At 42.2% G+C, this 23,899-nt stretch carries 18 protein-coding genes and 1 tRNA gene; 11 read left to right on the forward strand and 8 right to left on the reverse strand.

Annotation, left to right across the window (positions count from 1 at the left end; translation table 11 throughout):
• Nucleotides 1–123 precede the first annotated feature (123 nt).
• From IT6_RS02900 to IT6_RS02935, 8 genes are all read left to right on the forward strand, one after another.
• Nucleotides 124–723, forward strand: a complete 600-nt coding sequence (locus IT6_RS02900) for an OmpH family outer membrane protein (protein WP_134440154.1) — start codon at nucleotides 124–126, stop codon at nucleotides 721–723.
• 60 nt (nucleotides 724–783) lie between these two features.
• Complete coding sequence (lpxD, locus tag IT6_RS02905; protein ID WP_206827640.1) at nucleotides 784–1,845, forward strand: UDP-3-O-(3-hydroxymyristoyl)glucosamine N-acyltransferase; 1,062 nt, start codon at nucleotides 784–786, stop codon at nucleotides 1,843–1,845.
• A gap of 15 nt (nucleotides 1,846–1,860) precedes the next feature.
• On the forward strand, nucleotides 1,861–3,171 hold the full coding sequence (locus IT6_RS02910) for a homoserine dehydrogenase (protein ID WP_206827642.1): 1,311 nt from the start codon (nucleotides 1,861–1,863) through the stop codon (nucleotides 3,169–3,171).
• Nucleotides 3,161–4,261: a threonine synthase gene (gene thrC, locus IT6_RS02915; protein ID WP_206827644.1), complete on the forward strand. Its 1,101-nt coding sequence runs from the start codon at nucleotides 3,161–3,163 to the stop codon at nucleotides 4,259–4,261. Before IT6_RS02910 ends, thrC begins: the two co-directional genes overlap by 11 nt.
• A gap of 122 nt (nucleotides 4,262–4,383) precedes the next feature.
• Nucleotides 4,384–5,751, forward strand: a complete 1,368-nt coding sequence (locus IT6_RS02920) for a 3-isopropylmalate dehydratase large subunit (RefSeq protein ID WP_134440150.1) — start codon at nucleotides 4,384–4,386, stop codon at nucleotides 5,749–5,751.
• A 22-nt stretch (nucleotides 5,752–5,773) separates the two neighbouring features.
• On the forward strand, nucleotides 5,774–6,124 hold the full coding sequence (locus IT6_RS02925; protein ID WP_242524305.1) for an SH3 domain-containing protein: 351 nt from the start codon (nucleotides 5,774–5,776) through the stop codon (nucleotides 6,122–6,124).
• Between the two features lie 72 nt (nucleotides 6,125–6,196).
• Nucleotides 6,197–6,284, forward strand: a tRNA-Ser gene (locus IT6_RS02930).
• Nucleotides 6,285–6,315: 31 nt separating this feature from the next.
• Nucleotides 6,316–8,661 carry an HAD-IC family P-type ATPase gene (locus IT6_RS02935; protein WP_206827646.1) on the forward strand — a complete coding sequence of 782 codons (2,346 nt, stop codon included), beginning with the start codon at nucleotides 6,316–6,318 and terminating at the stop codon, nucleotides 8,659–8,661.
• A gap of 100 nt (nucleotides 8,662–8,761) precedes the next feature.
• Here IT6_RS02935 and IT6_RS02940 read toward each other — a convergent pair whose 3' ends face one another.
• Both IT6_RS02940 and IT6_RS02945 read right to left on the reverse strand, forming a co-directional pair.
• Entirely contained in the window at nucleotides 8,762–9,121 is a 360-nt protein-coding gene (locus tag IT6_RS02940; RefSeq protein ID WP_134440148.1) for a hypothetical protein, read from the reverse strand.
• A gap of 61 nt (nucleotides 9,122–9,182) precedes the next feature.
• Nucleotides 9,183–9,410: a hypothetical protein gene (locus IT6_RS02945; protein WP_134440147.1), complete on the reverse strand. Its 228-nt coding sequence runs from the start codon at nucleotides 9,408–9,410 to the stop codon at nucleotides 9,183–9,185.
• 161 nt (nucleotides 9,411–9,571) lie between these two features.
• Here IT6_RS02945 and IT6_RS10430 point away from each other — a divergent pair, with 161 nt between their 5' ends.
• Nucleotides 9,572–11,167 carry a hypothetical protein gene (locus tag IT6_RS10430; protein WP_242524306.1) on the forward strand — a complete coding sequence of 532 codons (1,596 nt, stop codon included), beginning with the start codon at nucleotides 9,572–9,574 and terminating at the stop codon, nucleotides 11,165–11,167.
• Between the two features lie 209 nt (nucleotides 11,168–11,376).
• Here IT6_RS10430 and IT6_RS02955 read toward each other — a convergent pair whose 3' ends face one another.
• A complete protein-coding gene (locus IT6_RS02955) occupies nucleotides 11,377–12,990 on the reverse strand; it encodes a hypothetical protein (protein ID WP_206827648.1) in 1,614 nt (537 codons plus the stop codon).
• 13 nt (nucleotides 12,991–13,003) lie between these two features.
• A complete protein-coding gene (locus IT6_RS02960; RefSeq protein ID WP_206827650.1) occupies nucleotides 13,004–13,168 on the reverse strand; it encodes a hypothetical protein in 165 nt (54 codons plus the stop codon).
• A gap of 359 nt (nucleotides 13,169–13,527) precedes the next feature.
• Here IT6_RS02960 and IT6_RS02965 point away from each other — a divergent pair, with 359 nt between their 5' ends.
• Entirely contained in the window at nucleotides 13,528–15,606 is a 2,079-nt protein-coding gene (locus IT6_RS02965; protein WP_206827660.1) for an NAD(+) synthase, read from the forward strand.
• Here the strand turns inward: IT6_RS02965 and IT6_RS02970 are convergent.
• Nucleotides 15,513–16,283: an aminotransferase class IV gene (locus IT6_RS02970; protein ID WP_206827662.1), complete on the reverse strand. Its 771-nt coding sequence runs from the start codon at nucleotides 16,281–16,283 to the stop codon at nucleotides 15,513–15,515. The genes IT6_RS02965 and IT6_RS02970 overlap by 94 nt on opposite strands.
• A gap of 17 nt (nucleotides 16,284–16,300) precedes the next feature.
• Entirely contained in the window at nucleotides 16,301–18,520 is a 2,220-nt protein-coding gene (locus IT6_RS02975) for a protein-disulfide reductase DsbD family protein (protein ID WP_242524307.1), read from the reverse strand.
• Nucleotides 18,521–18,672: 152 nt separating this feature from the next.
• Here IT6_RS02975 and IT6_RS02980 point away from each other — a divergent pair, with 152 nt between their 5' ends.
• The gene (locus IT6_RS02980; RefSeq protein WP_206827666.1) at nucleotides 18,673–20,127 is read left to right on the forward strand and encodes an excinuclease ABC subunit UvrC; all 1,455 of its coding nucleotides are present in this window, start codon (nucleotides 18,673–18,675) and stop codon (nucleotides 20,125–20,127) included.
• Nucleotides 20,128–20,190: 63 nt separating this feature from the next.
• On the opposite strand, the gene purL is transcribed toward IT6_RS02980, so the two are convergent.
• Both purL and IT6_RS02990 read right to left on the reverse strand, forming a co-directional pair.
• Nucleotides 20,191–22,473: a phosphoribosylformylglycinamidine synthase subunit PurL gene (gene purL, locus IT6_RS02985; protein WP_206827668.1), complete on the reverse strand. Its 2,283-nt coding sequence runs from the start codon at nucleotides 22,471–22,473 to the stop codon at nucleotides 20,191–20,193.
• Between the two features lie 13 nt (nucleotides 22,474–22,486).
• The gene (locus tag IT6_RS02990; protein ID WP_206827676.1) at nucleotides 22,487–23,629 is read right to left on the reverse strand and encodes an amidohydrolase family protein; all 1,143 of its coding nucleotides are present in this window, start codon (nucleotides 23,627–23,629) and stop codon (nucleotides 22,487–22,489) included.
• Nucleotides 23,630–23,899 lie beyond the last annotated feature (270 nt).

The following is a 23,899-nucleotide window of genomic DNA, read 5'->3' on the forward strand; positions in this document are numbered from 1 at the left end:
TCTGCTATGTAAAGGAGGGAAAGAGGGAAGATCAATTTATGGATGGGAAAGGATCTCTATTTGCTGGTGGGCAAACTAGATTTACTTAAAATATCTATCACTTAAAATATAAATTATAAACTTATGAAATCATTTATTTTTGCCTTTAGTGTTATAACCGCTTTATCTATTTCATCGCTTTATTCTCAACAGGCTTTAAAAATAGCCGTAGTAGACCTTCAAAAAGCTTTTAATGATTTTTACAAAACCAAGGAGGCGGACTCCGAAATGAAATCCAAAGTCGCCGCTTTCGAAAAAGAAAGACAGGAGATGGCCAACGACTTGAACAAGATCGGTGAAGAAGCAAAAAAGATGCATGATGCCGCCCAGGATAAAACCCTTTCAGAAGCGGCCAGGGCAGAAAAACAAAAAGCATTTGAAGCCAAAGCACAAGATTTCCAGGCGATGCAAAGAAAATTTCAAGAATTCCAATACGTGCGGACTAAAGAACTGGAAGATCGTTCACAGCGCATCAGGCAGAGTATCATTGACGACATTACTAAAACCATTTTAGAAATCAGCAGCCGTGAAAAATTTACTCTAGTCTTTGACAAATCTGGGAAAAGCTTAAGCGGAACAAACGTTCTGCTTTACTCCCAGGATGTTAAGGATATTACGGATGAAGTGATTAAAACGATTAATGCAACAAAACCACAAACCAAGGCTGCTTCTACTTCTCAATAGTTTGGATCAGAAGGAGGGCAAAGACCATCACTGCCCTTTCCACTCAAAGAGGAATAAAAAGTGGTTTCTTATACTGTAAAACAGCTTGCCGCATTAGTTGGGGGTATTGTTGAAGGAAATGCAGACATCGAAATTACAGGGATATCCGATATTGAGGAAGCAAAAAAAGGACAAATTACCTTTTTAAGCAATCCAAGGTATGAGTCGGCTGTTGAAAAAACTCAGGCTTCAGCCATTGTGGTATCAAAAAGTTATAAGGGTACTTCACCGGCTACCTTGATTCGGGTTGAGTCTCCATCCCTTGCTTTTTCAGAGATCGTTTCGTTATTTAGTCCTAAGCCAGTTTCCTATGAAGCAGGAATTCATCCCACAGCGATCATTGGAAAAGCAGTCGAAATAGGAAAAGAAGTAAGCATTCAACCCTATGCCGTAATCGAAGATAATGTAAAGATTGGAGATGGATGTGTTATAGGAGCTTTCGTTTTTATTGGCAAAGAAAGTGTTGTAGGAGAGAAGTCTTTTTTTTATCCTCATGTCACCATTCGGGAAAGGTCGCGGATTGGCAAAAGGGTCATTATCCATTCTGGAGCAGTGATCGGATCTGACGGATTTGGTTATGAACTGAAAAATGGCCGACATGAAAAAATCCCTCAAGTAGGAATTGTTCAGATCGATGACGATGTCGAAATTGGAGCAAATACCACTGTGGATCGGGGTAGGTTTGGCAAAACGTGGATCCAGGAAGGCTGTAAAATCGACAATCTTGTCCAGATTGCTCATAATGTTATCATTGGGAAAAATTCAATTATCGCTGCCCAGACAGGGATTTCCGGCAGCACTTCCCTGGGAGACAACGTGACCCTTGCTGGGCAGGTAGGTATTGGAGGCCACATCCACATCGGCCAAGGGGCAACGATTACAGCTCAATCGGGTGTAACAAAAGATGTTCCTCCCCGGGCTATCCTTTCGGGCCGCCATGCTCGACCCATCAGCCTTACGCATAAGCTTGAGGCACTTTACAATAAGCTTCCTGAAATATGGGAAAGACTCAGGAAATTAGAAAAAAAACAGGGGGAAGATGTCTTTTCCACCGAAGATGATTCCTGCAAAGCTCAGGAGTAATTTTTTTTATAGATCATGAAATCTTTTCATGTCGGATTAATCGGTCTAGGTAATGTGGGTTATCGTGTGTGGCACAATCTTTTAACCCATAGAGAACTGCTGGCAAAAAAATCGGGCAAAGAAATTGAAATTAAAAAAATCGCGGTGCGTTCAGTTGAGAAAGCTCTGAAACAAGGTGTTCCTCCGGGAATACTGACCACGGACTGGAAAGAGATTGTCAACGATCCGGACCTAGATGCTATTGTCGAGTTAATTGGGGGGATAGATGTCCCCTATGAAATCATTACAGAGGCTTTAAAAAAAGGAAAAGAGGTGGTAACCGCTAACAAGGCTCTTCTGGCCTTCCATGGACAACAGATAGCTAGTCTTGCATCCAGCTATAAAAGAAGAATTCTTTTTGAAGCCAGCGTTGCAGGAGGAATTCCTCTGCTTCAAGCTATTCAAGATGGACTTGTTGCCAACCGATTTCTGATGATTTCAGGCATCGTTAACGCTACCTGTAATTATATTCTGACGGAAATGACTAACGGTCGGATGAGTTATGCAGATGCACTAAAAAAAGCCAAAGAGCTTGGCTATGCCGAAGCGGATGAAACACTTGATGTGAGTGGTGAGGACAGTGCGCACAAAGCAGCGATCCTTTGCGCTTTATCCTATAGATTCTGGCCAAAAGTCGAAGAAATCTACACCTCTGGGATTCAATCGGTCGATCCTTTTGACATTCAATATGCTGGAGAACTTGGCTATGTTTTTAAGCTATTAGCTATTATAAAAAAGCACCAAGACTCAAAAGAAGTTGAAATTCGGGTTCATCCGACTCTTCTTAGAAAAGACCATATTCTGAGCTCGGTTTCCGGATCTTTCAATGCTGTGATTATTAAAGGAGACATTGTAGGAGATCAGCTATTTTATGGGCGAGGAGCTGGAGGAGATCCTACCGCCAGTGCTGTATTAAGTGACCTAGTGGAACTGGCCAGATATCCCCACGTGGAATATAATCCTCGACTTTTCTTTGCTGATGAACAAACCGAATATAAGGTCATGCCTATTTCAGAGATTATTTCCCGATATTATCTGAGGCTTAATGTGGTGGATAAACCTGGAGTCTTGGCAGCGATCGCTGAAATTCTTGGGAAAAAAAACATCGGTATTTCTTCTGTTGTCCAACCTGAAGTTTCAAGCTTTTCGCAAGGCGTCCCCCTGATTATAATGGTCCATGATGCGAAGGAAAAATATTTCAAGGAAGCTTGTTTTGAAATATCCAGGCTTCCTTTTCTTAAAGGTGAACCAATCGTTTACAGAGTAGAGGATTTTCATGTTCAATGAGAATAACCCTAGATCCTGGCTAGGGATAATTAATCGGTATCGAGATCGTCTTCCCCTGTGCGGAAACAGTATCAATATTACCCTTCTTGAAGGGAATACACCCCTAATCCCTTCTTTAAAATTATCCCGGATTTCAGGAAAAGATTTAAACGTTTATTTCAAATACGAAGGACTGAATCCAACGGCTTCTTTTAAAGATCGGGGAATGGTCGTAGCCATGACCAAAGCCCTGGAACAAAAAAAGCAGATAGTTATTTGTGCCAGTACCGGCAATACCGCTGCTTCAGCGGCAGCTTACGCAGCGAGGGCTGATTTAAAATGTTTTGTTTTTCTTCCCCAAGGGAAAATCGCCTTGGGCAAACTATCCCAGGCTATGATCCATGGGGCAGAAATAGTAGAAGTAGAAGGAAATTTTGATGACACCATGCGGCTGGTTATCAAGCTTGCGAGCTTGAAACCTGAGATCGAACTAGTCAATTCAGTCAATCCTAGCCGCATAGAAGGGCAAAAGACAGCCGCTTTTGAGATCTGTGACACTCTGGGCGATGCCCCAGACTATCATATTTTACCCGTAGGTAACGCAGGCAACATTACTGCTTATTGGAAAGGTTACAAAGAGTATTACGAAAGTAAACTTTCGAAGAAACTTCCACAAATGTTAGGGTTTCAAGCCGAGGGAGCTGCCCCTATTGTGCAAGGAAGGATTATTGAAAATCCCACGACAATTGCTTCAGCTATAAGAATTGGTAACCCAGCGAGTTGGAAAGGAGCTTTAGAAGCAGCCAGGGAATCAGCGGGTTGGATCGGTGCGGTAAGCGATTCTGAAATCATTGAAGCTTACCGTTTTTTAGCCTATCAAGAAGGTATTTTCGTTGAACCCGCTTCAGCGGTCTCGGTGGCAGGGTTTTTAAAAGCTTGCAAGCAAGATCTTATTAGACCGCATTCTACTGTCGTATTAACCCTTACAGGACATGGATTAAAAGATCCTTCTTTTACTGAATCCTGCTTTTCTTCTTTTCCCCGCCACCAGATCCTTCCCTCGATAGAAAAGGCCTTGAAAATTGTAGAAGGAACGAAGCAAAAAAGTTGAAAAGAGTTGAGAATTGATTCCTATTCTTCTATCTTGGCTAAAGAGGAAAACTCCGAAATAAGGCTTTAAAAGAGTTGCTCTTAAGAGTTACACAGTAAACTTTAAAAATAGAAATTATAGATATGACTTTGACAGAAAAAATACTCGCCAAAGCTAGCAAGAGAACCAAAGTTTCTCCTGGAGATAATATCTGGGTTGATACGGATATCCTTCTTACCCATGATGTTTGCGGGCCAGGCACTATAGGGGTCTTTCATAGGGAATTTGGGAAAAACGCCCGGGTATGGGATCCCTATAAAATCGTGATCATGCCCGATCACTATATTTTTACTTCCGACTCTTTATCAAATCGAAATGTCGATGTCCTTAGAACATTCGCAAAGGAACAAGGACTTCCTTATTTTTATGATGTCATTGATGATCCTCAGGGGACATGGAAGTTTGATCCTCTTAAAGGTTCGCTCCGTCGTCAATACGGATCATTATATGCGGGTGTTTGCCATACGGCTCTTCCTGAAAAAGGACACGTGCGTCCTGGAGAAGTCCTTTTTGGTACCGACAGTCATACCTGTACGGCTGGGGCTTTCAATCAATTTGCAACGGGTATTGGCAACACCGATGCAGGTTTTGTAATGGGTACAGGCAAGCTCCTTATCAAAGTTCCCCCCACAATCCAGTTTTATCTTGACGGAGAACTCCAAAAAGGGGTTATGGCTAAGGATCTCATCCTGCATATTATTGGTGAAATCGGCTTTGATGGGGCAACTTACATGGCGATGCAGTTTGAAGGTCCCGGTGTGTTTACTCTTTCGATTGAAGATCGCATGACGATAGCAAATATGGCCATAGAGGCGGGGGCCAAAAATGGGATATTCCCTGCTGATCAAAAAACCATTGAATTTGTAAAACAGAAGACTTTGAAAAATGGAACGAAAAAGGAATTTGAAGTCGTTGAGCTCGATAAAGATCAGCATTTTTTTGCCTCCCATGTCATTGATCTTTGCCAGATTGAACCGACCGTTGCCGCTCCTCACAACCCAGGCAACAGGAAAAAAGCCAAAGAACTGAGTTCTATTAAAATTGATCGTGCCTATCTCGGTTCCTGTACAGGAGGCAAGCTATCCGATTTCATCGCTTTTGCTTCGATCTTAAAAAACCAAGCGGTGAGTGTAGACACTTTCGCCGTTCCCTCGACTCCTGAAGTCGTAGATCAACTTTACAAAATCCAGCTGGAAGGCCAGAGCCTTTGGGATATACTCACCAAAGCGGGTGTTCAAATTACTGAAAATCCTTCCTGTGCTGCTTGCCTTGGAGGTCCGCTTGATACCTTTGGAAGGCTTAATAAGCCGCAAGTCTGTATCTCTTCGACAAACCGCAATTTTCCCGGACGAATGGGAGACAAAACTTCACAGATCTATTTAGCCTCTCCACTCACGGTTGCAGCATCGGCTATAACAGGCAGAATTACTGATCCACGGGAATTTTTATAGGCCGACTCAATAAAAACAGACCATGTTAGACCATAAAAGATCATTCTATCCCCTAAATAAATTAAATTGCTTTGTTCTTTTGTTCTGTTTTTTAAGCTTATCCTTTTTTTCCTGCACCTCGACCATTGGAGGCTATGAATACAACTTAGTTACAAAAGATAGGACGCCTTTCTACACTCAGGGACCAGGCGAAGAGGTACCTGATAGTTATCTAGAAAAAGGAACCCGGCTAAAGCTTCTCGGTTCTACGGGGGAAGGCTTTGTGCGGGTGGAAACGACACGGGGCAAAAAAGGATTTGTCCCTACTTCCTATCTAGAAAAACAGGATACCTATTATGGTACTCCTTCAAGTACCCTTGCTCCAAGCTGGTAATGAGGATAAGGAAACAAAATAATTTTCTGTTTTTTCTCCGTCCGTTTATAATATAACAATAAAAAGCCCCGGGGACAGATGCCGGAGTGGTTGATCGGGCACGCCTGGAGAGCGTGTAGTCGGCGAAACCGACTCGAGGGTTCGAATCCCTCTCTGTCCGAAACCCTTTTTTCAATTCGAGGAAAACCTTTGTGCCTGATGATAATGTCAAGCTTCAACTCGGGTTATCTTGGGTGGAAGCTAAAAAAAGGTTATCTGAAGAAGGTTTAAATGCTCTCCCTGAAAAAAGAAGTCATCCTTTATTGCTTTTCTTATCCAAGTTTTGGGCACCCATTCCCTGGATGTTGGAAATAACCATTATTTTGGAAATTGTTCTCCACAGGGTTCACGATGGACTAGCCATTGCTGGTTTTTTGATCGGTTCTTCAATTATCTCTTTTGCACAGGAATCTCGAGCTCGTCGTGCCCTTCGCTCTTTGATCCGTCGACTTTCTCCACGTACTCGAGTCCTTAGAGATGGAGTATGGACTATCCTCCCTGCCCAGGAAATCGTCAGGGGGGATATTATCTTGTTGCGCAGTGGGGATATAGTTCCTGCAGATCTTCAACTGATCGAGGGCCAGATAGAAGTCAATGAATCAATGATTACAGGAGAGTCTTTTCCCAGAACTGTCTGTGAAGGAGAAACCCTGTTTGGAGGAGGTTTTGTTGAATCGGGACAAGCTCATGGAGTAGTTGTCGCTACAGGAGCCCAGACTCATCTAGGGAAAATGACAAAGTTAATCCAAAAGGCTATGCCCCCTAGCCAAGCCGAAAAAGTTATATTCGACATCGTCAAGTCCTTACTCTGGATCGATAGTCTACTCATCGCTTTTATATCCCTTTATGGTGCCATCGCAGCCCTTCCCTTTACCATTTTACTCCCTTATGCGCTTGTCATTCTTATCGCATCAGTGCCTGCCACATTGCCTTCCATCTTTACCCTAGCCACGGCACTCGGATCCAGGGAACTGGCATCAAAGGGGGTGTTGACATCCAAGCTTTCCGCCCTTGAAGATGCTTCAGTTATGGACGTTCTCCTCGTGGATAAAACCGGCACTTTAACCCGCAACGAGCTTGAAATCAATAATCTTTTCCCCTATTCACCATACTCCTCTAAAGAGCTATTGCTCTGGTCGGCGCTTTGTTCTGATCCCCTAGCCGAAAACCCGATCGATAAAGCGATTTTTAAAAAACTAACCGAATATAAGCTTTCGACTCAAGAGCTTTCTCTTAGCTTTAAGCAATATATTCCGGCTGATCCAAAGACAAAAATGTCTAAAGCACTCTACCTAGATAAAGAGGGAAATCCGTTAACCGTTGTTAAAGGGGCTGTGCCGGCGGTATTAAAAAATATCCCCTTTGATTCTTCAGAAATCGCAAATCGTGCAAAGGAACTGGAGGCGGATGGATCACGTATCCTTGCTGTTGCCTATGGTTATCCTAAAGCTGACAAACTTTTAGGACTCATCAGTTTTTCTGATCCTTTAAGGGAAGAGTCAGAAGCATTGGTGAGAAAAATCAAGGAGCTTGGAATCAAAGTGATTATGGTGACAGGAGATCAGGAATTTACAGCAAAATCCATTGGGCGAAAAGTGGGTATTGGTGAACAGTCGATTACCCTTCCTAATGCAACAGCCGATCAACTTCAGCAGATCGAAAAGTTTGACATTATTGCTGGCGTTTTCCCTGAAGATAAGTTCATGATCGTTCAAGCCTTTCAAAAGAAAAACCATGTTACAGGCATGACTGGCGATGGAGTAAACGATGCACCGGCCCTGCGACAAGCCCATGTAGGAATAGCGGTGTCCAATGCAGTTGACGTGGCCAAAGCGGCCGCAAGCTTCGTGCTTACCAATCCAGGTCTTATGGATATTGTTCCTGCCATCATGCTAAGTCGTATCATTTTCGAAAGGATTCTCACTTACATTCTTAATAAGGTGGTCAAGACAATAGAAGTCGCTTTTTACATGACTTTAGGATTAGTTCTGGGAAAAACATTCGTATTAAACCCTTTTCTTGGAGTCATCCTTGTTCTTTACAATGATGTGCTAACTCTCTCTATCATTAGCGATCAGGTCAAGCCAGCGCACAAGACAAGGAAATGGCCTATTAAGTCCATTGTGATTAGCGGAGCAACTCTTGGGTTTATGCTGCTGCTCTTTTCCTTTAGCCTGTTTTTGTTTGCTCGAAATGTTTTAGGACTTGACCAGGATCATCTTCAATCATTGAGCTTTCTGATCCTTGCGTTAGAAGGTCAAGCTACGCTTTATCTTGTCAGAGAACGACATCATTTTTGGAACTCCTGGCCAAGCTCATGGATGATAGCAACTTCCCTTTTTGTCCTCTTTGCCTTGGGGATACAGGCCACATATGGAATAGGCACGACCAAAATAGGTTTTGGTCACTTCTTGGGCCTTGTCGCTGCGATTTTAGCCTATATGATCGCACTGGACTTTTTTAAAGTTTGGCTTTTCCGAAAACTCAAACTTTCTTAATCGGCCGAGTTGCTCTATCTAGATCAATAGGTTTAACGCTCTTGAAATTGTCTAAAAATAACTGAAGTACAGTTATTAGTATTGTCTTGCTTTTATATTTTCAAGAGCTGCAACAAGCAAAAGCAGAATGCTCTCCACAATGATTACAGAAAAAATGGTTCTTTTTGTCTTTGGTTTGCCTCGATTGGATTATACCCTGGCATAAGCCTGGACAATTTTGAAGCTGTCCAGGATCAAACCATGTTAAATGTTCTTTGCTTGCCTTCTTGACGGTTGTCATCCAAACGCCTTTACATTTTCCGCAAATAATCGCAAAGGTTTTTCCTGGAGGAATGCTTTTGGCCTGCTCAATACTGCTAAGAATGGTTAATCTTTGTCCTTTTGAGGTTGGGATAATCGCTCCTTGACCAAGAAAGTAAAAGCCAATGAAAAAGAAAAGAATAAAAACGATGTTTTTCATGCATATAATGGATTTGGCTTATTAAAAGCAAAAACCGTACCAGAATTTTACGGCGAATATTTCAGAGGTAATCCTCAAAACTGACTGAAGTCGGTTCGCGCTTTCCCAAAATTTCAGCTTGTTCTATAACCCTTTGCTTCGAGGAATCAAAGCGGTAACCATTACAGTTGGGACAAAATATAGCCTTTTTAGAAACGATCGAGCCGCATCCTTCGCACACTTTATAATCAGCAGGAGAAGCAATAATCTTTGCCGCTTTCTGTGCTCTCTCTTCCAAGGGGTTATTCACAGCTAAAAAATACTAATTCTTTATTTAGATACAACTAAAAAAATCCGAAAATAGCTATGCGTTCGTTGGCGCATCCTCTTTTTTAAGAAGAATAGGCTATAGCTCATTTTAGGAAAGCCCATTGCTAATGGAATAATAAACAGTGTTTTTAAAATCTATTCATGCACAAAAAAGTTCTTTTAGGTTTTTTCTTTCTTCTTTTTTTTGTTCCCGCTACCTATGGCCAACAACAAGTTTACCAACCGAACAGTTCCCTAAGCGGAATAGATCCCAGCCTTGGACCTCTTATCCAAAAAGTTTTCCAGTTTGGTCAACAAGCAAGGCAGGAAGGCCAACAGATCGCTGTCACGATAGCTCCCTTTTTGTTTTTCATGGCTGCTGCCATGGGAGGATTTCGAGTTGCCTTTGGTAAGCCTATAATCGATGAGCTGATCGACTATACTATTCATGCGGTCATTATATGGATTGTCGTCTATGCCCAGTTTCCCCAGCATTTGATCGATTATGGAAGACAAGCCCTCATTCAAGGTGGACTGCAATGGGGCAAACAGGTCGCCAACTTGGCATTCGATCCTCCCATGGGCAATTCCCCGACTCAATGGTGGATCTGTTGGATTCATGTCCCTCCCTCCAGTGGGGTTGGAGTGGTTGCCTCGCCCTCAGGTGTCTGTCAAGGGAACGTAGCCGATTTTAAATTCGGACCTATTTTTGTAAGCCGGATGTTTGGGCTGGCCAACAACCTGGCCATTTATAACCCGGTAGTCTATAGATACCTAAACGAAGCCTTCCAAGGGCTTCTTGCCTGGTTTATGCCAGGGGGGGGTACTAATGATATTAAGAATACAGGTGAACAGACTTTAACCCTAATCCAGGTCTGGGGCATACCTCTTATGACTTCCATCGGGTGGGTTTTTGCCCTTGTGCTTGCAGCTGCCCTACTTTGTATTGGGGCGATTTTTACTGTTATTTTTAGCCAAATTATTCTTTTGGGAGGCAGCGAAGCGGCTTATCAGGCGTTATCTGGCTTTGGCATCGCCCTGGTTCCTTTAACATTCTTTGCCTCTTTTCGAGGGTTATGGAGACCCATGCTCATGGGTCTTGTCGCCGTTTCCATCGTTCCTGTGCTATATTGTATTCTTGCCGGCTTAGGGTATATGATGGCAGATATTGTTTTCAATACCCTCTTTGGGATAAGTGTAAGTGGGGATATGGGATTTGTTTCGGGGGCAACGACTCTTGGAGCAATGATCCCTCTAATCATCGAAGCAACGATTGGCTGGCCTATCAACGGACTAAGTCTTTCCAATCTTTTTGATGGAGGGTCAGGAGGTGGATTAGAAAGTCTTTTGCAGGTCTTTCTTAAAAGCATTTTTACGAATAATGGAGCAGCCGGAGGACTCCCTATCCAGCAATGCTTGGAACAGGCTGGAGGAGGAGCAGGTCCACTTTCTTTTGTCTGTGCAGTGGTTTATACGATCCTTGGCTTTCTTCAAGCTTCGGGAGCTTGGGTGCTCTATTCACTGGGCATTAACATAGTGGCTGCTTTTATCTATGCGGGATCGATGTTTCCACTTGTTGCAGTCCGTGTTGCCTACGGTTGGTCATCAGCCTTTGCGGACATGGCTGGTGCCCTGCTCGAAAGCTTTAGCGGCCATTTCGGAAGGGTGCATAGTACAAGCATAGAAGGGTTAAGGGGCGTTGGAGAAAATATACAGAGTCGGGTTGGTGGTGTGTTCAGAGCATTAGCGGGTAAATAACCTAAAAAAAAACGATTAAATTAAAAAAAGTTTGGTTATACAGCCCTTTTCTATTTTTTTTCTCGCTAACTTATTCTTCGGTTTGGGACAAACCTATCCCCTGGCTTTACTAACTTAAGTCTTCTTTAACCAAAAAGCCAATTATAGGGCTATATTATGCCAATATGACCGAATATCCACAAGGTATCTACAGATAAGCCCTTGGGTTGTCAATGTATAAGGTCTTCGCTTCTTTGTGGTTGCACTGAAAGCTTTGAAGTCAGATTATAAGACGAAAGAGAAGCTTTTTGCTGCTCCTTGATACCCGCTTCCACTGCTTTCATTAACCCTTTATGGCTTTCAAACACGTAATCGGTGGGATAATGCCTTTCCCATTGACCTTTTTCATTAAGCACAGCTTTTGGATCTGGAGCATCAGCGGTATAGGTATCAGCAGTTACTTTATTGACAAAACCCGCTTTTGCTAATTCCTTCTCAAGATTTGTTGACCGATTCATTTCACCCAGATGGGATGCTCCACCCCAATGTAAAATCCGTGGACCTGGATAATGGTATGAAGTAGCCCTAGCTATATCCTTTATAGAGCAGGGCCCATAATGGCGATCTTCTCCTTTGGGATAATTCCCTGCCATTCTTTGATCTCTGTAATCTAAAAAGGCTGAGTTAAAACCTAGCCTTAGTTCTGCCTTTTGAAGGGGATAAAACTGGAAAATCTTTTTAAAATTCGACTTATCTATATTCGTTGTTAAGATCGAAATACTTTTGTCTTTTTTGACTAATGCATTTATTGAATTAACCAGATTTTCCTTCTCTTCTTTTTCTAACTGGATTTCACCTTCTTTTTCTATCTCTTTAAAAAACTTCTCATTTATTTCATCTTTAGGGGGTTTTCCCAGTAAAGCGCTTTTTCTTGCTTTTATCACATAATCATTTACTGTTTTTTGGCATTCTTTAGGAAGGCATATCTGCTTATAGAGATTATTTTTTCTTTGTTGGGCTTTTAACTCCTTAGTTGAAATATCTACTGCATAAACTTCAATCTTAGGCTTTTGCCCTTCATATCCATTATGCTTTGCAACCGCTTTTAAAACTTCAGCAAAATGGGTTAGACCATACACTCTATTGTTATCCTTTGTTATCTGCTGAGAAGGTTCTTTAAATCTCCTAATTATAGCATGATCAGGGATGGATTTGTCATAGCCATCGGGAACAAAAAGATCAACTGTTTTAGATAAATAAGATGCGGTACGATCTTCCCACCTTACCACTCTTTGCTGACCATTGCCGTAATCAATTATAAATTTTTCTCCTTTTTTAGGTTTTAATATTCTTTCAATATCAGGACTAAACGCTGCGCTCTCAGCGGCTACAAGCTTATTATCCCAAGCTCCAATCCATTTTTTACTCTGAGCATGCTTCTCATATCCATACTGAGTTAACCTAACATTAATTCCTTCATCTCTTTTTGCCTTCCTTAGCTCCCCTACCCATTGCCCATTTTCTTTTTTAACACGATCAAAAGGGAAGCTAAGAATAGCCGGAGATTTTTTTAACATCTTGTTTAGCATTGCTTCTTGGAGCTTATCGACCTTTTTGTCCGCTTCCTCGAAAAGCATCTTGTGATCCGCTGCTTTCTCATAGATTGAAGTGGCTCGATCGATAAATTTTTTTATGAGTGGATTAAAATCTCTTGGCAGTTCTAAAGATAGGACAAAATGTTTGTCAGCTAGATCAGATAGACTTTGAATCAGAATCTTATAATGATCATGATCATGGATCTCTCCGCAGCTAACAACTAGAGTAGTATTGAGATGCTTTTTCATTGTTCAGTCGAGATTAAGACTTTCCAGAATTGAAGCATGCTAAAATGGCCGATCGAGGTTTATTACCCTCGTTAACCGGATAAAGATTCCCCACTTCCATTCCCTTCAGAGCAGAAAAATGAGGTCCTGGAAAAAGAAAGGAAAGCCAAGATAACAAAACATTTAAATTGATTCTCATAAGCTATTGTTTTTGATCTGCTTTCTTATTAATTAATAGGCCTCTAATCTTTTTTCTTCTTTTACTTTCCCAACTGCTTTTTTTGGACTTCCTTACAACAACTCACATTTTGAGCTTATAGCCTCATCTGTGGGGCCATTTAATTTTCAAAAACTGGTCACTGGAATTGGCCTTTGTGTATATAAAAGTAAGCAATGAAAAGGGATAAAAAACAAACAATAGAAAATTTTAAGCAGCTTGAGTTTGAAGTGTTTCAAAAGCTAAAAAAAAATTCTTGCCCAAGAAATTGATTAAAATTTTTTGATGTTTTTTCTTTCCTTTCCCTTTGCCCTCTTAAATAATCGAAAAATATTTTGATAGTGGCCAAATCGAATTTTTTTAACTTATATACCCATAATTTTGTAAGGGTTGCGGTAGGTATTCCTGTAGGAAAGGTTGCCGATCCTTTTCACAATGCCGCTGAAATCGCAGGTTTATGTAAAAAAGCGGTCGAAAAAAAAGCCTCTTTGCTTGTCTTCCCCGAGTTAAGTTTATCTTCTTATTCTTGTGAAGATCTCTTTCATCAATCCGCCCTTCTTGATAGTACCTTGAGGGCACTAGAATATCTTCTCCAGGAAACCACTCCCCTTCCTCTGCTCACTATTATCGGTCTACCCCTAAGGGTCAACCAACTGCTTTACAACTGCGGCTGTATTTTCAGTCAGGGAAAAATTCTAGGCCTCATTCCTAAAAGCTATTTACCCAATTACCGTGAGTTTTATGAACTCAGGCAGTTTGCTCAAGCTTCCTTTGCCACTGAGCAGTATATAGATCTGCTAGGCCAAAAATCGATTCCTTTTGGCAGCAAATTAATCTTTGAATGGGAAGAACAACCCCTTTTCAAAATGGCCATTGAAATTTGTGAAGATCTCTGGGTCCCCTTACCCCCTACCTCTTTTGCTGCACTTGCAGGGGCAACGGTTCTCGTCAACCTTTCAGCTTCCAACATTACGATTGGCAAGAGTGATTATAGGAAACTGCTTGTAGCAAGCCAATCGGGAAGATGCATTTCGGCTTATATCTATAGTGCTGCTGGTTTTGGAGAGTCGACAACTGATCTTGCTTGGGATGGAGAAGGGATGATCTATGAAAACGGCACTAGACTGGCTGAAAGTCAACGATTTGCCTACGACTCACAACTTATTTTTGCTGACATCGATCTTGACCGACTTCAGGCTGATAGAATGCGACAAAACAGCTTCGGTCAGTCAAAAGTCCATTTTCACAAAGAGATCAGTTGCTTTAAAACCATTGCTTTTTCTCTAAAAGTCCAGAAAGAGTCATCCCTTTTACTGGAAAGGGAAATCGAGCGATTCCCTTACGTCCCAAGTGATCCTCTCACAAGAGACCTGAGATGCCAGGAGGTCTATGCCATTCAGACTCAAGGGCTGATTCAAAGACTAAGAGCAACTGCTATTCGCAAAACGGTCATAGGTATATCTGGGGGGTTAGATTCGGCTCATGCCCTGATTGTTTGTGCGAAGGCGATGGATATCTTAGGTTTTCCAAGAAAAAATATCCTTGCCTGTACAATGCCTGGATTTGCAACATCCAAAAAAACCCTTGACCAAGCCCGCAGGCTTATAGAAGCGATCGGTTGCCAGCAATATTTTTTCGACATCCGTCCCAGTTGTATGCAACTCTTCAAAGATATCAAACATCCTTTTGCCTGGGGTGAAAAACTCTATGATGTAACCTTTGAAAATGTCCAAGCGGGTGAAAGAACGAACCATCTTTTCAGGCTAGCAAACTTTGAAAATGCTTTAGTTGTAGGCACTAGCGACCTTAGCGAGCTTGCCTTAGGTTGGTCTACCTATGGGGTTGGAGATCACATGGCTCATTATCATGTCAATGCAAGTGTACCCAAGACACTGATCAAGTTTCTCATCCGTTGGGTTGCTAAAACCAGGGAGTTAGGTCAAAATGTGAGTGAGGTCCTTGAAGAGATCTTAAATACAATCATTAGTCCAGAACTTATTCCCACTGAAAACGGCCAAGAACCTCTGCAAAGTTCCGAAAAACAAATAGGACCTTATAACCTCCAAGATTTCAACCTTTATTATACACTCAGGTATGGGTATCTACCTACAAAAACCGCTTTTCTTTGTTGGTCTGCTTGGCATGATAAAAATTGCGGCCACTGGCCAGAAGGTGAAGAGAAAGTCGATGAATACAGTATTCAACAGATAAAACATTGGATGAGGGTTTTCCTCGATCGGTTTTTCCGTACCAGTCAATTCAAAAGAAGCTGCATAGCCAATGCTCCCAAAGTGGGTTCTGGTGGCTCGCTTAGTCCTCGAGGGGATTACCGCGCTCCTTCTGATAGCTCTTCGGTTCCCTGGTTAAAGATTTGGGAAGAGATACCAGACAATGAAGAGGAACTTTTAAAAGCCCTATAGGTAGCATTGAGTTTCTTTGAGAGCTCCATCGTGATCTTTCCTTTCTCAAGCTGCCTGTCTTGGAATTGCACAACGGGTTTAATACCTATCCAACTATTGGTTATGAAAATCTCCTCCGCTTCTCTAAGAATTTCAGGTCCAGATCTTTCTTCTATAACGCTTAGTTCCGACATGATCCATCCCCTTATCACTCCCTTACGACATCCAGTTTGAACAGAAGGGGTATATATTCTACCCCCTTTAACCCAAAAAAGATTACTCATCGCTCCCGACACAACTTCCCCATGCTCATTCAAAAGCACCGCTTCATCGGCATTGACAGAAAGTCTAGCTTGATAATGGACCAGATAACTTAAAGTCTTAAGCTTACTATCCCAATTCTGAGAACCCACTCTTACAGCCGAAATATCTAAAGTAAAGACTTCTTTAGGTTCTTGAGCTAGCGGGTCAAAAAAATGTTTCTCTTCCTGGGGGCTGATGATCCAACGCCATTTTCCAGTTGCATGAGGAGGAAGATGTCGAACATATTGACGAAAATCTTGCTTGGGAAACAGGCCAAGCATACTGGCACTTTGCTTAAGACTATTCCAATGTTCATTGGCAAAAAACACGGTCCCCTCTTCTACCCTGAGGGTTTCGAATACCCCATATCCTGGAACAAAAGGACCGAAATCCATAAAAAGAGAAAATAGATTTACTGAAAAAATTCTTCGCTCTTGGTCTGCGCTTCTCTCTGTTTTTTCTCTTTTTCAATTTTACTTAAAACATCCAAAAGCATCTTTGGAGTAATCACTTCGGGTAAAAGGAGCGGTGAAGAAGAGTCGATTCCATAAAAAACATAAGTAGGCACTCCATTTCTACCTAGATATTCCAAAGCTTCTGTGATTTTTGGATCACGATTAGTCCAATCCGCCTCCATTCTCACAACACCTAGCTGTTCGAACTTTTTCTTTACCTCTGGATTTTGTAAGGCTACTTTTTTGTTTACCTGGCAGGTCAGACACCACGAAGCGGTAAAATCAACGAACACAGGAACTCCCTGGTGGACATACTCTTCTAACTTGCTTTCCGAAAAGGGAATCCATTCCTCCTTCTTGGCCATTTTTGAGGAAAAGGATTGTTCTATTTCCACAACCACGTAATAAAAACTACTCAACAGGATCGCTACCGAAACAAGAATAGAAACAATACGAACTCCAAGAGGATGATAAGGACCGCTAAATTTGCCATAAATCCATGATCCAAAACCAACAAATAAAGTGGCCAAAAGGATGTCGACAACCCCATCTATTCCTCTGAGTTTTCCATATACCCAAACCAGCCAGATCACCGCTCCAAGAATGGGAAAAGCTAGAAATTGTTTAAAACTAACCATCCAAGGCCCAGGCTTGGGAAGTAGCCTGAGTAGGCCTGGGAAAATAGATAAGACAAATACAGGGAAAGCCATCCCTAAAGCCAGGGAACTAAAGACTAGCATGATAACTGGCGGAGGTTGGGAAAGGGCAAAACCAATGGCAGATCCCATGAAAGGAGCTGTACAAGGAGAAGCGACTAAAGTGGCCAAAACGCCATTGAGAAAAGAACCGAAAATGCCCTTGGCTTTTTCTACCAGGGATTGCGCTGAAACCAGGGAAACCCCAATCTCGTAAACCCCAAGAAGGTTCAATGAGATCAGGAAAAAGAAAAGTGCCATGAAAGCCACAAATGGAGGAGACTGTAGCTGGAAGCCCCATCCCAGCTCTAATCCTTTTTCCCGCAAAAAGATTAGCAGACCCACGACAACCCAAAAAGAACACAACACGCCAAGCACAAAGAATAGTCCATGAACAAGGGAAGAAGACCCGCCTTCCCTGGATGCGCCGACCAAGTTTAGTACTTTTAACGAAATAACAGGTAGAACGCAGGGCATGAGATTAAGAATCAGTCCACCTATAAAGCTCAACCCAAGATAGGAAAAAAATTTTTTGTTGAAATAAACAGACGCTCCCTTTTTTTGTGTTTCAACCTTGGGAGGGATGTATTTTTTAGCCCTTATATCCCAGTTAATCTTTTCTATCCCTTTGAGTCCTGACAGTTTGGCTGTAAATATACCACTTAAAGGTTCATTCAAGGGAGCAGGATTACTGCTGGGACGAGCAATCTCCAGGGATACCCCTTCTTTACGTAAACGCAGTTGTTGGGGAGCAGAATTTTGAATGATCCCATTTTGGAAAGGGAAAAAATGAACCGACTCAAAATTAAGGATTTTTCCCGTTTTGTTCTGGAAGAAAATAATCAGGTTCTTTCCCGTATCCATGAAACTGATATCAACCGATTCAGGAGGAGTGCGTGGAATTTCATATCTGGCTTTTTGGAAGCCTTCCTTTAAAGTCTCATCTACTCTCGAGCTGTTCTCGACAGGAAGGGTTAAGCTAAGTTCAGCACTTCCTGGCAGACAACTTTGAGCACATTCTACCCATTGCACCAAAGCCTTGAGATTAACTGTGCTGCCTACCCGTTGTTCTTGAGAAATATTCATTGGAATGAGCAGCCAACATTCACCTTCATATCCAAAACTGGCAAGCGGTGGTATAGCGATCACACTAGGGGTTGGCCACTGGATAGGCCCAGCATATACTCCCGAGGGAAGAGTCCAATCGATTTGTGTTGCTGAGCCAGCATCTCCAGGATTGAGCCAATAGGTATGCCATCCTTCATCCATTTTCATCCGTAAAGCCACGTAGAAATGACTTCCCGGACTTACCGCATCGAGTTCAGATAAGAGGGTTACTTCCGTATGATGGCTTCGAGCAGGATTCGATGTAGCCGCAAGCCCATGTTGGTTGTGGAATACTTCAAGAAGGAGAAGAAGAAAAAGAGAGATTAAAGCTCTTTTGAGATTAGTCCAATACATAAGAGTTTGAAAATGCAACATTACACGAATTTCTGCGTTGTACAACCTAATCATAATCGTCAACAAGTAGAGAAAAATAAATGTCTTTTTATACTTAAAAGTGGCTTAAATTATAGGAGATTAAAATAAAAAAGCTTTTTTGTTCAGAAGGAGCTTTTAATAAAAGATTTGTTATGCTAGTACAAGAAAAAATTCGAGATCTTCCCCATAAACCTGGAGTGTATCTTTTCAAGGACAGATTGAATCGGGTTATTTACGTGGGCAAAGCCGTCGACCTCCATAAAAGAGTAAGCCAGTACTTTCATCCTTCAAGAAAACGGCGAGCGGATAGAAAACTCAATGCCCTTGTGGAGGCGATCGCAGATCTTGAATTTTACTGCGTACATTCAGAAGCCGAAGCCCTACTACTGGAAGGAAGATTAATTAAAGAATTTAGACCTCGTTATAACGTTAGTTTCAGGGATGATAAACGGTTTTTGTTGGTCAAAGTTGATTTGACCGAACCTTTCCCTAGGTTTCAAGTTACCCGGCTAAAAAAGCAGGACAACGCCCGCTACTTTGGACCTTTTGCCAGTTCTGGAGCCCTAAGAACTACTCTAAACATTATGAAAAAAAAGTTCGGATTACGCTCCTGCAACGCTCTTATCCCCACTGAAAAAGACTACAAACATTGCTTAGATCATATCATCAAGAACTGTTCGGCTCCCTGTATCGGTAAAATAAGCCAGGCTGAATATCTGGAAAGAGTGAAAATGGCCTGTGCCTTTCTTGAGGGGAAATCCAAGGAAATGATCGAAGAAATACGGGCGAAAATGGAGCAGGCTGCTCAAGCTTTCGATTTTGAAAAAGCCGCTGAACTCCGGGATCTGTTAGAAGCTTTAGAAGAAACGACTAGACCAGCACGCCGTTTTGTAAAACAACTTCCACAAATTTCCTCTCCCCATGAAGACCTTGAAGCACTAAAATCTGCCCTTTCTCTTTCCAAACCACCTCTCCTTATCGAATGTTTCGATATATCCAATATTTCTTCTACACATAAAGTAGCATCCATGGTCTCCTTCCGGGAGGGAAAGGCAGAAAGGTCCGCTTACAGAAGATACAGGATAAAGACCGTGGAGGGACAAGATGACTTTGCATGCATGGAAGAGGTCATTCGAAGAAGATATAAAAGAGTTCTCGATGAAGCTGGAAATCTTCCTGACTTAATCGTTGTTGATGGAGGCAAAGGTCAACTTTCAAGTGCCCTTAAGGCATTGCAGTCTTTGGGATTGAATAATATCTGCGTTATTGGCCTGGCCAAAGAAAACGAAGAGATTTATCGCAAGGGGCTTTCCGAACCGCTTATCCTGGATAAAAGTGACAAAGCTTTGAGACTACTGCAAAGAATAAGAGATGAAGCTCACCGGGTGGCTAATGCTTATCATCAGTTACTCCTGAAGAAAAGGATGAGAGAAAGTATCCTTGATGATTGTCCAGGGGTAAGTGAAAATCGCAAAAAACTTTTAATTCGAGCTTTTGGTTCAGTTGAAAAAATCAAGAAATCGTCCGTTGAAGAAATCGCTGCGGTAAAGGGAATAGGCAAAAAACTTGCTGAAAAAATCGTTTCATTTCTTTCTTCCCGCAATTAATCCCAGGGTAAGGTTCGTTTGCTCATACTCTAAAAGAAAAAACTAAGCCTAAAAGGACTTTGCTTAGTCCTTTTTGCTCTCTAAAATATTTAGTAGCTCATTTTTCCACCTTTTTTCGATTTCTATCCCTTTGACTTCTACAGTCCGTTTACCGTGGAGTATACTGAGTGAATAATTTTCCGTCACCTCTCCTATAACAATGAGTTCTACTCCTAGGCTATTAGCTATCTTCACAACGGAAGGAAGATTTTCTCTAGGTAGTGAAATAATAGACCTAGCCCCCGCTTCATTGAACAAGAGCTCATCCAGTCGAAGTTCCTCTGGAAAAGTCACTGAAAAACCTAGTTTCTTATGTCCACTTACACAACATTCCACCAATGCTAGGGCAAGTCCTCCTTCGGATAAGTCATGGATACTGCTGGCTAAACCTTCGGAAACCAAAGAGTATAATAACTTGTTATGTTTTTTTTCGGCTTCCAGGCTAAAAGAAGGAAGCTTTCCTCCCCTTTGTCCAAACCATTCTTGAAGGTACAAAGAACCTTCCAGTCCACTGCCCCAACCTCCAAGCAGGACGATGAGATCACCCGATTGTTGGAAAGATAGCCTAGCTAAGGGTTTGTCAGTCTCGATAAGTCCAACAGCTCCAATTACGGGAGTAGGTAATATCGAGCTTTGTTGTGAAAAATTATAAAAGCTAACATTACCCCCCGTCACGGGTATCTCAAAAAACTGACAAGCCTCGGCAATGCCTCTTACGGCTTCTTTAAATTGCCAATAAGAAAAAGGATCGTTAGGATCCGCAAAATTTAGATTATCTGTAATGCCTAAAGGAATAGCACCAACAGCGGCAAGATTCCTCACCGCTTCAGCTACCGTCATTATTGCTCCCCTATAAGGGTCGATTCCGCAATACCGGCCGTTACCATCGAGGGTTATTGCCAACCGGATCATCTTATCCTCTAGAAAAAGGCGTAACACCGCTGCATCCAAGCCAGGATCTTCGACAGTTCTCAACCCAACCATGTAGTCAAATTGGCTATAAATCCAATGCCTTGAGCAATTTTGAGGTAATGCACAAAACTCTCGCAAAAGATTTCCGTAATCCCCAGGTTCAGGTAAGCCCTTCAAAGATAAGGAAGCTTTGATTGGGGGTTCAGAGGCCTGCAATTCATAGACAGGTGCTTTATGAACAATCAATTCTGGAGATATTTCCAGGGCTAGTTTACCCCAACGATAAAACCGCAGTTTTTCTTCTTGGATCACTTCACCAATCCGGTTGAAAGGAACAGCCCACTTCTCAAAGACCGCCCGGGCTACATCTTCTTTGTCTTTATTGACAATCAAAAGCATTCTTTCCTGGGACTCGGAAAGGAGTATCTCCTCAGCGCTCATGTCCTCTTCTCGCAGAGGGACATCATCCAAATTGATCTCCATGCCTGTTTTTGCCCTAGCGGCTGTTTCTGAAGTCGAACAGATAATGCCCGCAGCCCCCATATCCTGGATTCCTACTACCACTCCTGGTATTTGGAAGAGTTCTAGGCATGCAGACATCAGTATCCTTCCCATAAAGGGGTCAGCGATCTGTACCGAAGGCCTTTCTTCTGACTTGTTTTCCTCTAGCTTTCGGGAAGCGAAAGCAGCTCCCTTCAGTCCATCCCTGCCTGTTTTCGAACCAACAATAAATACAGGATTGCCTATCCCTCGAGCAACTCCACGCTGAATCTGATCAACTTTCACCACACCCAAGCAAAATACATTAACAAGAGGGTTGCCCTCATAACTTTGATCAAAAGCAAGTTCTCCCCCCACCGTCGGTACTCCCACGCAATTGCCATAATGGGCTATACCCGCCACGACATTTTGCAAAAGAAATGCATTATGAGCTGCATGCGGGCTTTTTTCTTTTCTAATATCACCAAATCTCAAGGAATTCATAAAACAAATGGGAGTTGCCCCCATAGTTAAGATGTCCCTGAATATACCTCCAACTCCCGTCGCAGCTCCCTGGAAAGGTTCTACGGCGCTAGGATGATTATGAGACTCAATCTTAAACACTACAGCCCAACCCTTCTCCAACTCAACCACTCCCGCATTTTCCTCTCCAGCCTTCACAAGTACCCTTTTCCCCGTGGAAGGTAGTTTGCGCAGTTCTTTTTTTGAACTTTTATAACAGCAATGCTCGCTCCACATTACTCCAAAAATAGCCAACTCAGCAGCTGTAGGCTTCCTACCTAACAAAAGAAAAAGCCTTTTATATTCGTACTCCGAAAGGCCAAAGGATTGAAACTCCGCAATAGACTCCTTGTCTATCTCTATAACTGCATCTTTTTGTTCTGTAATTCTCATCTTTAATGACTCACTAAGGATACACTTTCCTTCCCTTAAGGTAAAGAGCTCTGAGTACGGGAGCGGGTAACAGCTCCAAAAGACAAAAACTGGCTTCATTGCCTTCTTTAAGACCATGATTTATCCCCAAGACTGCAGCTGGTCTTACTGAATAAGCATCCCACCACCATCTCCAGGATACTCCAGTCAATTGTTGGGCAACAAAAACGCCATCGAAAGGTTTCAAAGTCGATCCTCCCAACCGACCTGTACTTTTCTCTGTCGCCTTTCCCTGGTTATCGACTTCCAGCTCGATCTGGCCTAGAAAATAATTGCCGGCAGGAGCAGCTGCAGCCGCTATGGCATCAGAAACAAGTATTACCCTGGGTCCAAGAGCCGAGGTTAAAGCCCGAAAAGCCACAGCAGGAATATGCTTGCCATCTGGGATTAAAGAAACGTAGGGGAGGTCCGAGGCAATGACGTTAAGAAGGATATTATTAAACTTGGGAATTGTGTGAGATAAAGCATTGCCTAGATGAGTCCATAGTTTAGCACCCGCTATAACGCAGGATTGTATCACTTCCCAAGAAGCTTCGGAATGCCCCAAAGCTATCGCAAGACCTAAAGAGTCCGCTTTCTTTATAAATCGCAGGGAAGTTTCAACTTCGATTTCGGGAGCCAGAGTGATCATTTTGAGATTTCCTTGAGAGGCTAAAAACAGCTCTTCCAGCCACGATATATCTGGCTTTGTCATCCATTCAGGCCGATGTACACCTCTGCATCCCGAAGATGGGGAAAGAAAAGGTCCCTCCAGATGAAAACCTATGCAGTTCAAAGAAAGTTCCTGCCGCAGCGTTTCTAGCTTCTTAAGAATACCCAAATAAGAAGCTAGGGGTCGGGTAATAATTGTAGCTAAAAAATGTGAACAGCCATTTTCAAATAGTTTTTGGCAAAGAAGCTCAAACTGTCCTTTAGTAAGATCATCCCCATTTAAGTCTACTCCCCCAAAACCGTTGATTTGCAGATCAAAAAGACCAGGGGCAATCCATGGCAAAGATTTTGAGTTTTCCCTTGGTTTAGTTTCGATTCTCTGATAAATACCCCCTTCAATACTTATTTCCAGAGGTAACCCACTGCGATAATCTCGAGCTACAAGAACAAAAGAACGAGGATGCATCTTTGATTTTTCCATTCAGAAGCAATAAACTCGATTTAAAAAATGAGAAAACCCCCTCCTTGCACAACCTCTATCACGCTTTCCGTTCCATCAATCTTACTCATTGATGCTTCAGACAGCAGTACCCTTTAATCCCTAATGAGAATATTTTCTCTAAATGATGAAAAAAGCTCAACACTCAATCCTAAAAAACCTTGTTAACTTTTTTTAAGCAAGGGCATAGAGTGTAAAGAAAAAAATCTCTTTTTCTCTCTTTTATCTCCACTATCT

It is taken from the genome of Methylacidiphilum caldifontis (assembly GCF_017310505.1).
GTDB classification, from domain to species: domain Bacteria; phylum Verrucomicrobiota; class Verrucomicrobiia; order Methylacidiphilales; family Methylacidiphilaceae; genus Methylacidiphilum; species Methylacidiphilum caldifontis.

Excerpts from the sequence above, each read along its gene's own strand:
- IT6_RS02900 (WP_134440154.1), top strand. The coding sequence starts at position 124 with ATGAAATCATTTATTTTTGCCTTTAGTGTTATAACCGCTTTATCTATT.
- IT6_RS02980 (WP_206827666.1), top strand. The coding sequence starts at position 18,673 with ATGCTAGTACAAGAAAAAATTCGAGATCTTCCCCATAAACCTGGAGTG.
- IT6_RS02920 (WP_134440150.1), top strand. The coding sequence starts at position 4,384 with ATGACTTTGACAGAAAAAATACTCGCCAAAGCTAGCAAGAGAACCAAA.
- IT6_RS10430 (WP_242524306.1), top strand. The coding sequence starts at position 9,572 with ATGCACAAAAAAGTTCTTTTAGGTTTTTTCTTTCTTCTTTTTTTTGTT.
- IT6_RS02960 (WP_206827650.1), bottom strand. The coding sequence starts at position 13,168 with ATGAGAATCAATTTAAATGTTTTGTTATCTTGGCTTTCCTTTCTTTTT.
- IT6_RS02975 (WP_242524307.1), bottom strand. The coding sequence starts at position 18,520 with ATGTTGCATTTTCAAACTCTTATGTATTGGACTAATCTCAAAAGAGCT.
- thrC (WP_206827644.1), top strand. The coding sequence starts at position 3,161 with ATGTTCAATGAGAATAACCCTAGATCCTGGCTAGGGATAATTAATCGG.
- IT6_RS02910 (WP_206827642.1), top strand. The coding sequence starts at position 1,861 with ATGAAATCTTTTCATGTCGGATTAATCGGTCTAGGTAATGTGGGTTAT.
- IT6_RS02990 (WP_206827676.1), bottom strand. The coding sequence starts at position 23,629 with ATGCATCCTCGTTCTTTTGTTCTTGTAGCTCGAGATTATCGCAGTGGG.
- IT6_RS02940 (WP_134440148.1), bottom strand. The coding sequence starts at position 9,121 with ATGAAAAACATCGTTTTTATTCTTTTCTTTTTCATTGGCTTTTACTTT.
- purL (WP_206827668.1), bottom strand. The coding sequence starts at position 22,473 with ATGAGAATTACAGAACAAAAAGATGCAGTTATAGAGATAGACAAGGAG.
- IT6_RS02970 (WP_206827662.1), bottom strand. The coding sequence starts at position 16,283 with ATGGATTTCGGTCCTTTTGTTCCAGGATATGGGGTATTCGAAACCCTC.
- IT6_RS02955 (WP_206827648.1), bottom strand. The coding sequence starts at position 12,990 with ATGAAAAAGCATCTCAATACTACTCTAGTTGTTAGCTGCGGAGAGATC.
- IT6_RS02925 (WP_242524305.1), top strand. The coding sequence starts at position 5,774 with ATGTTAGACCATAAAAGATCATTCTATCCCCTAAATAAATTAAATTGC.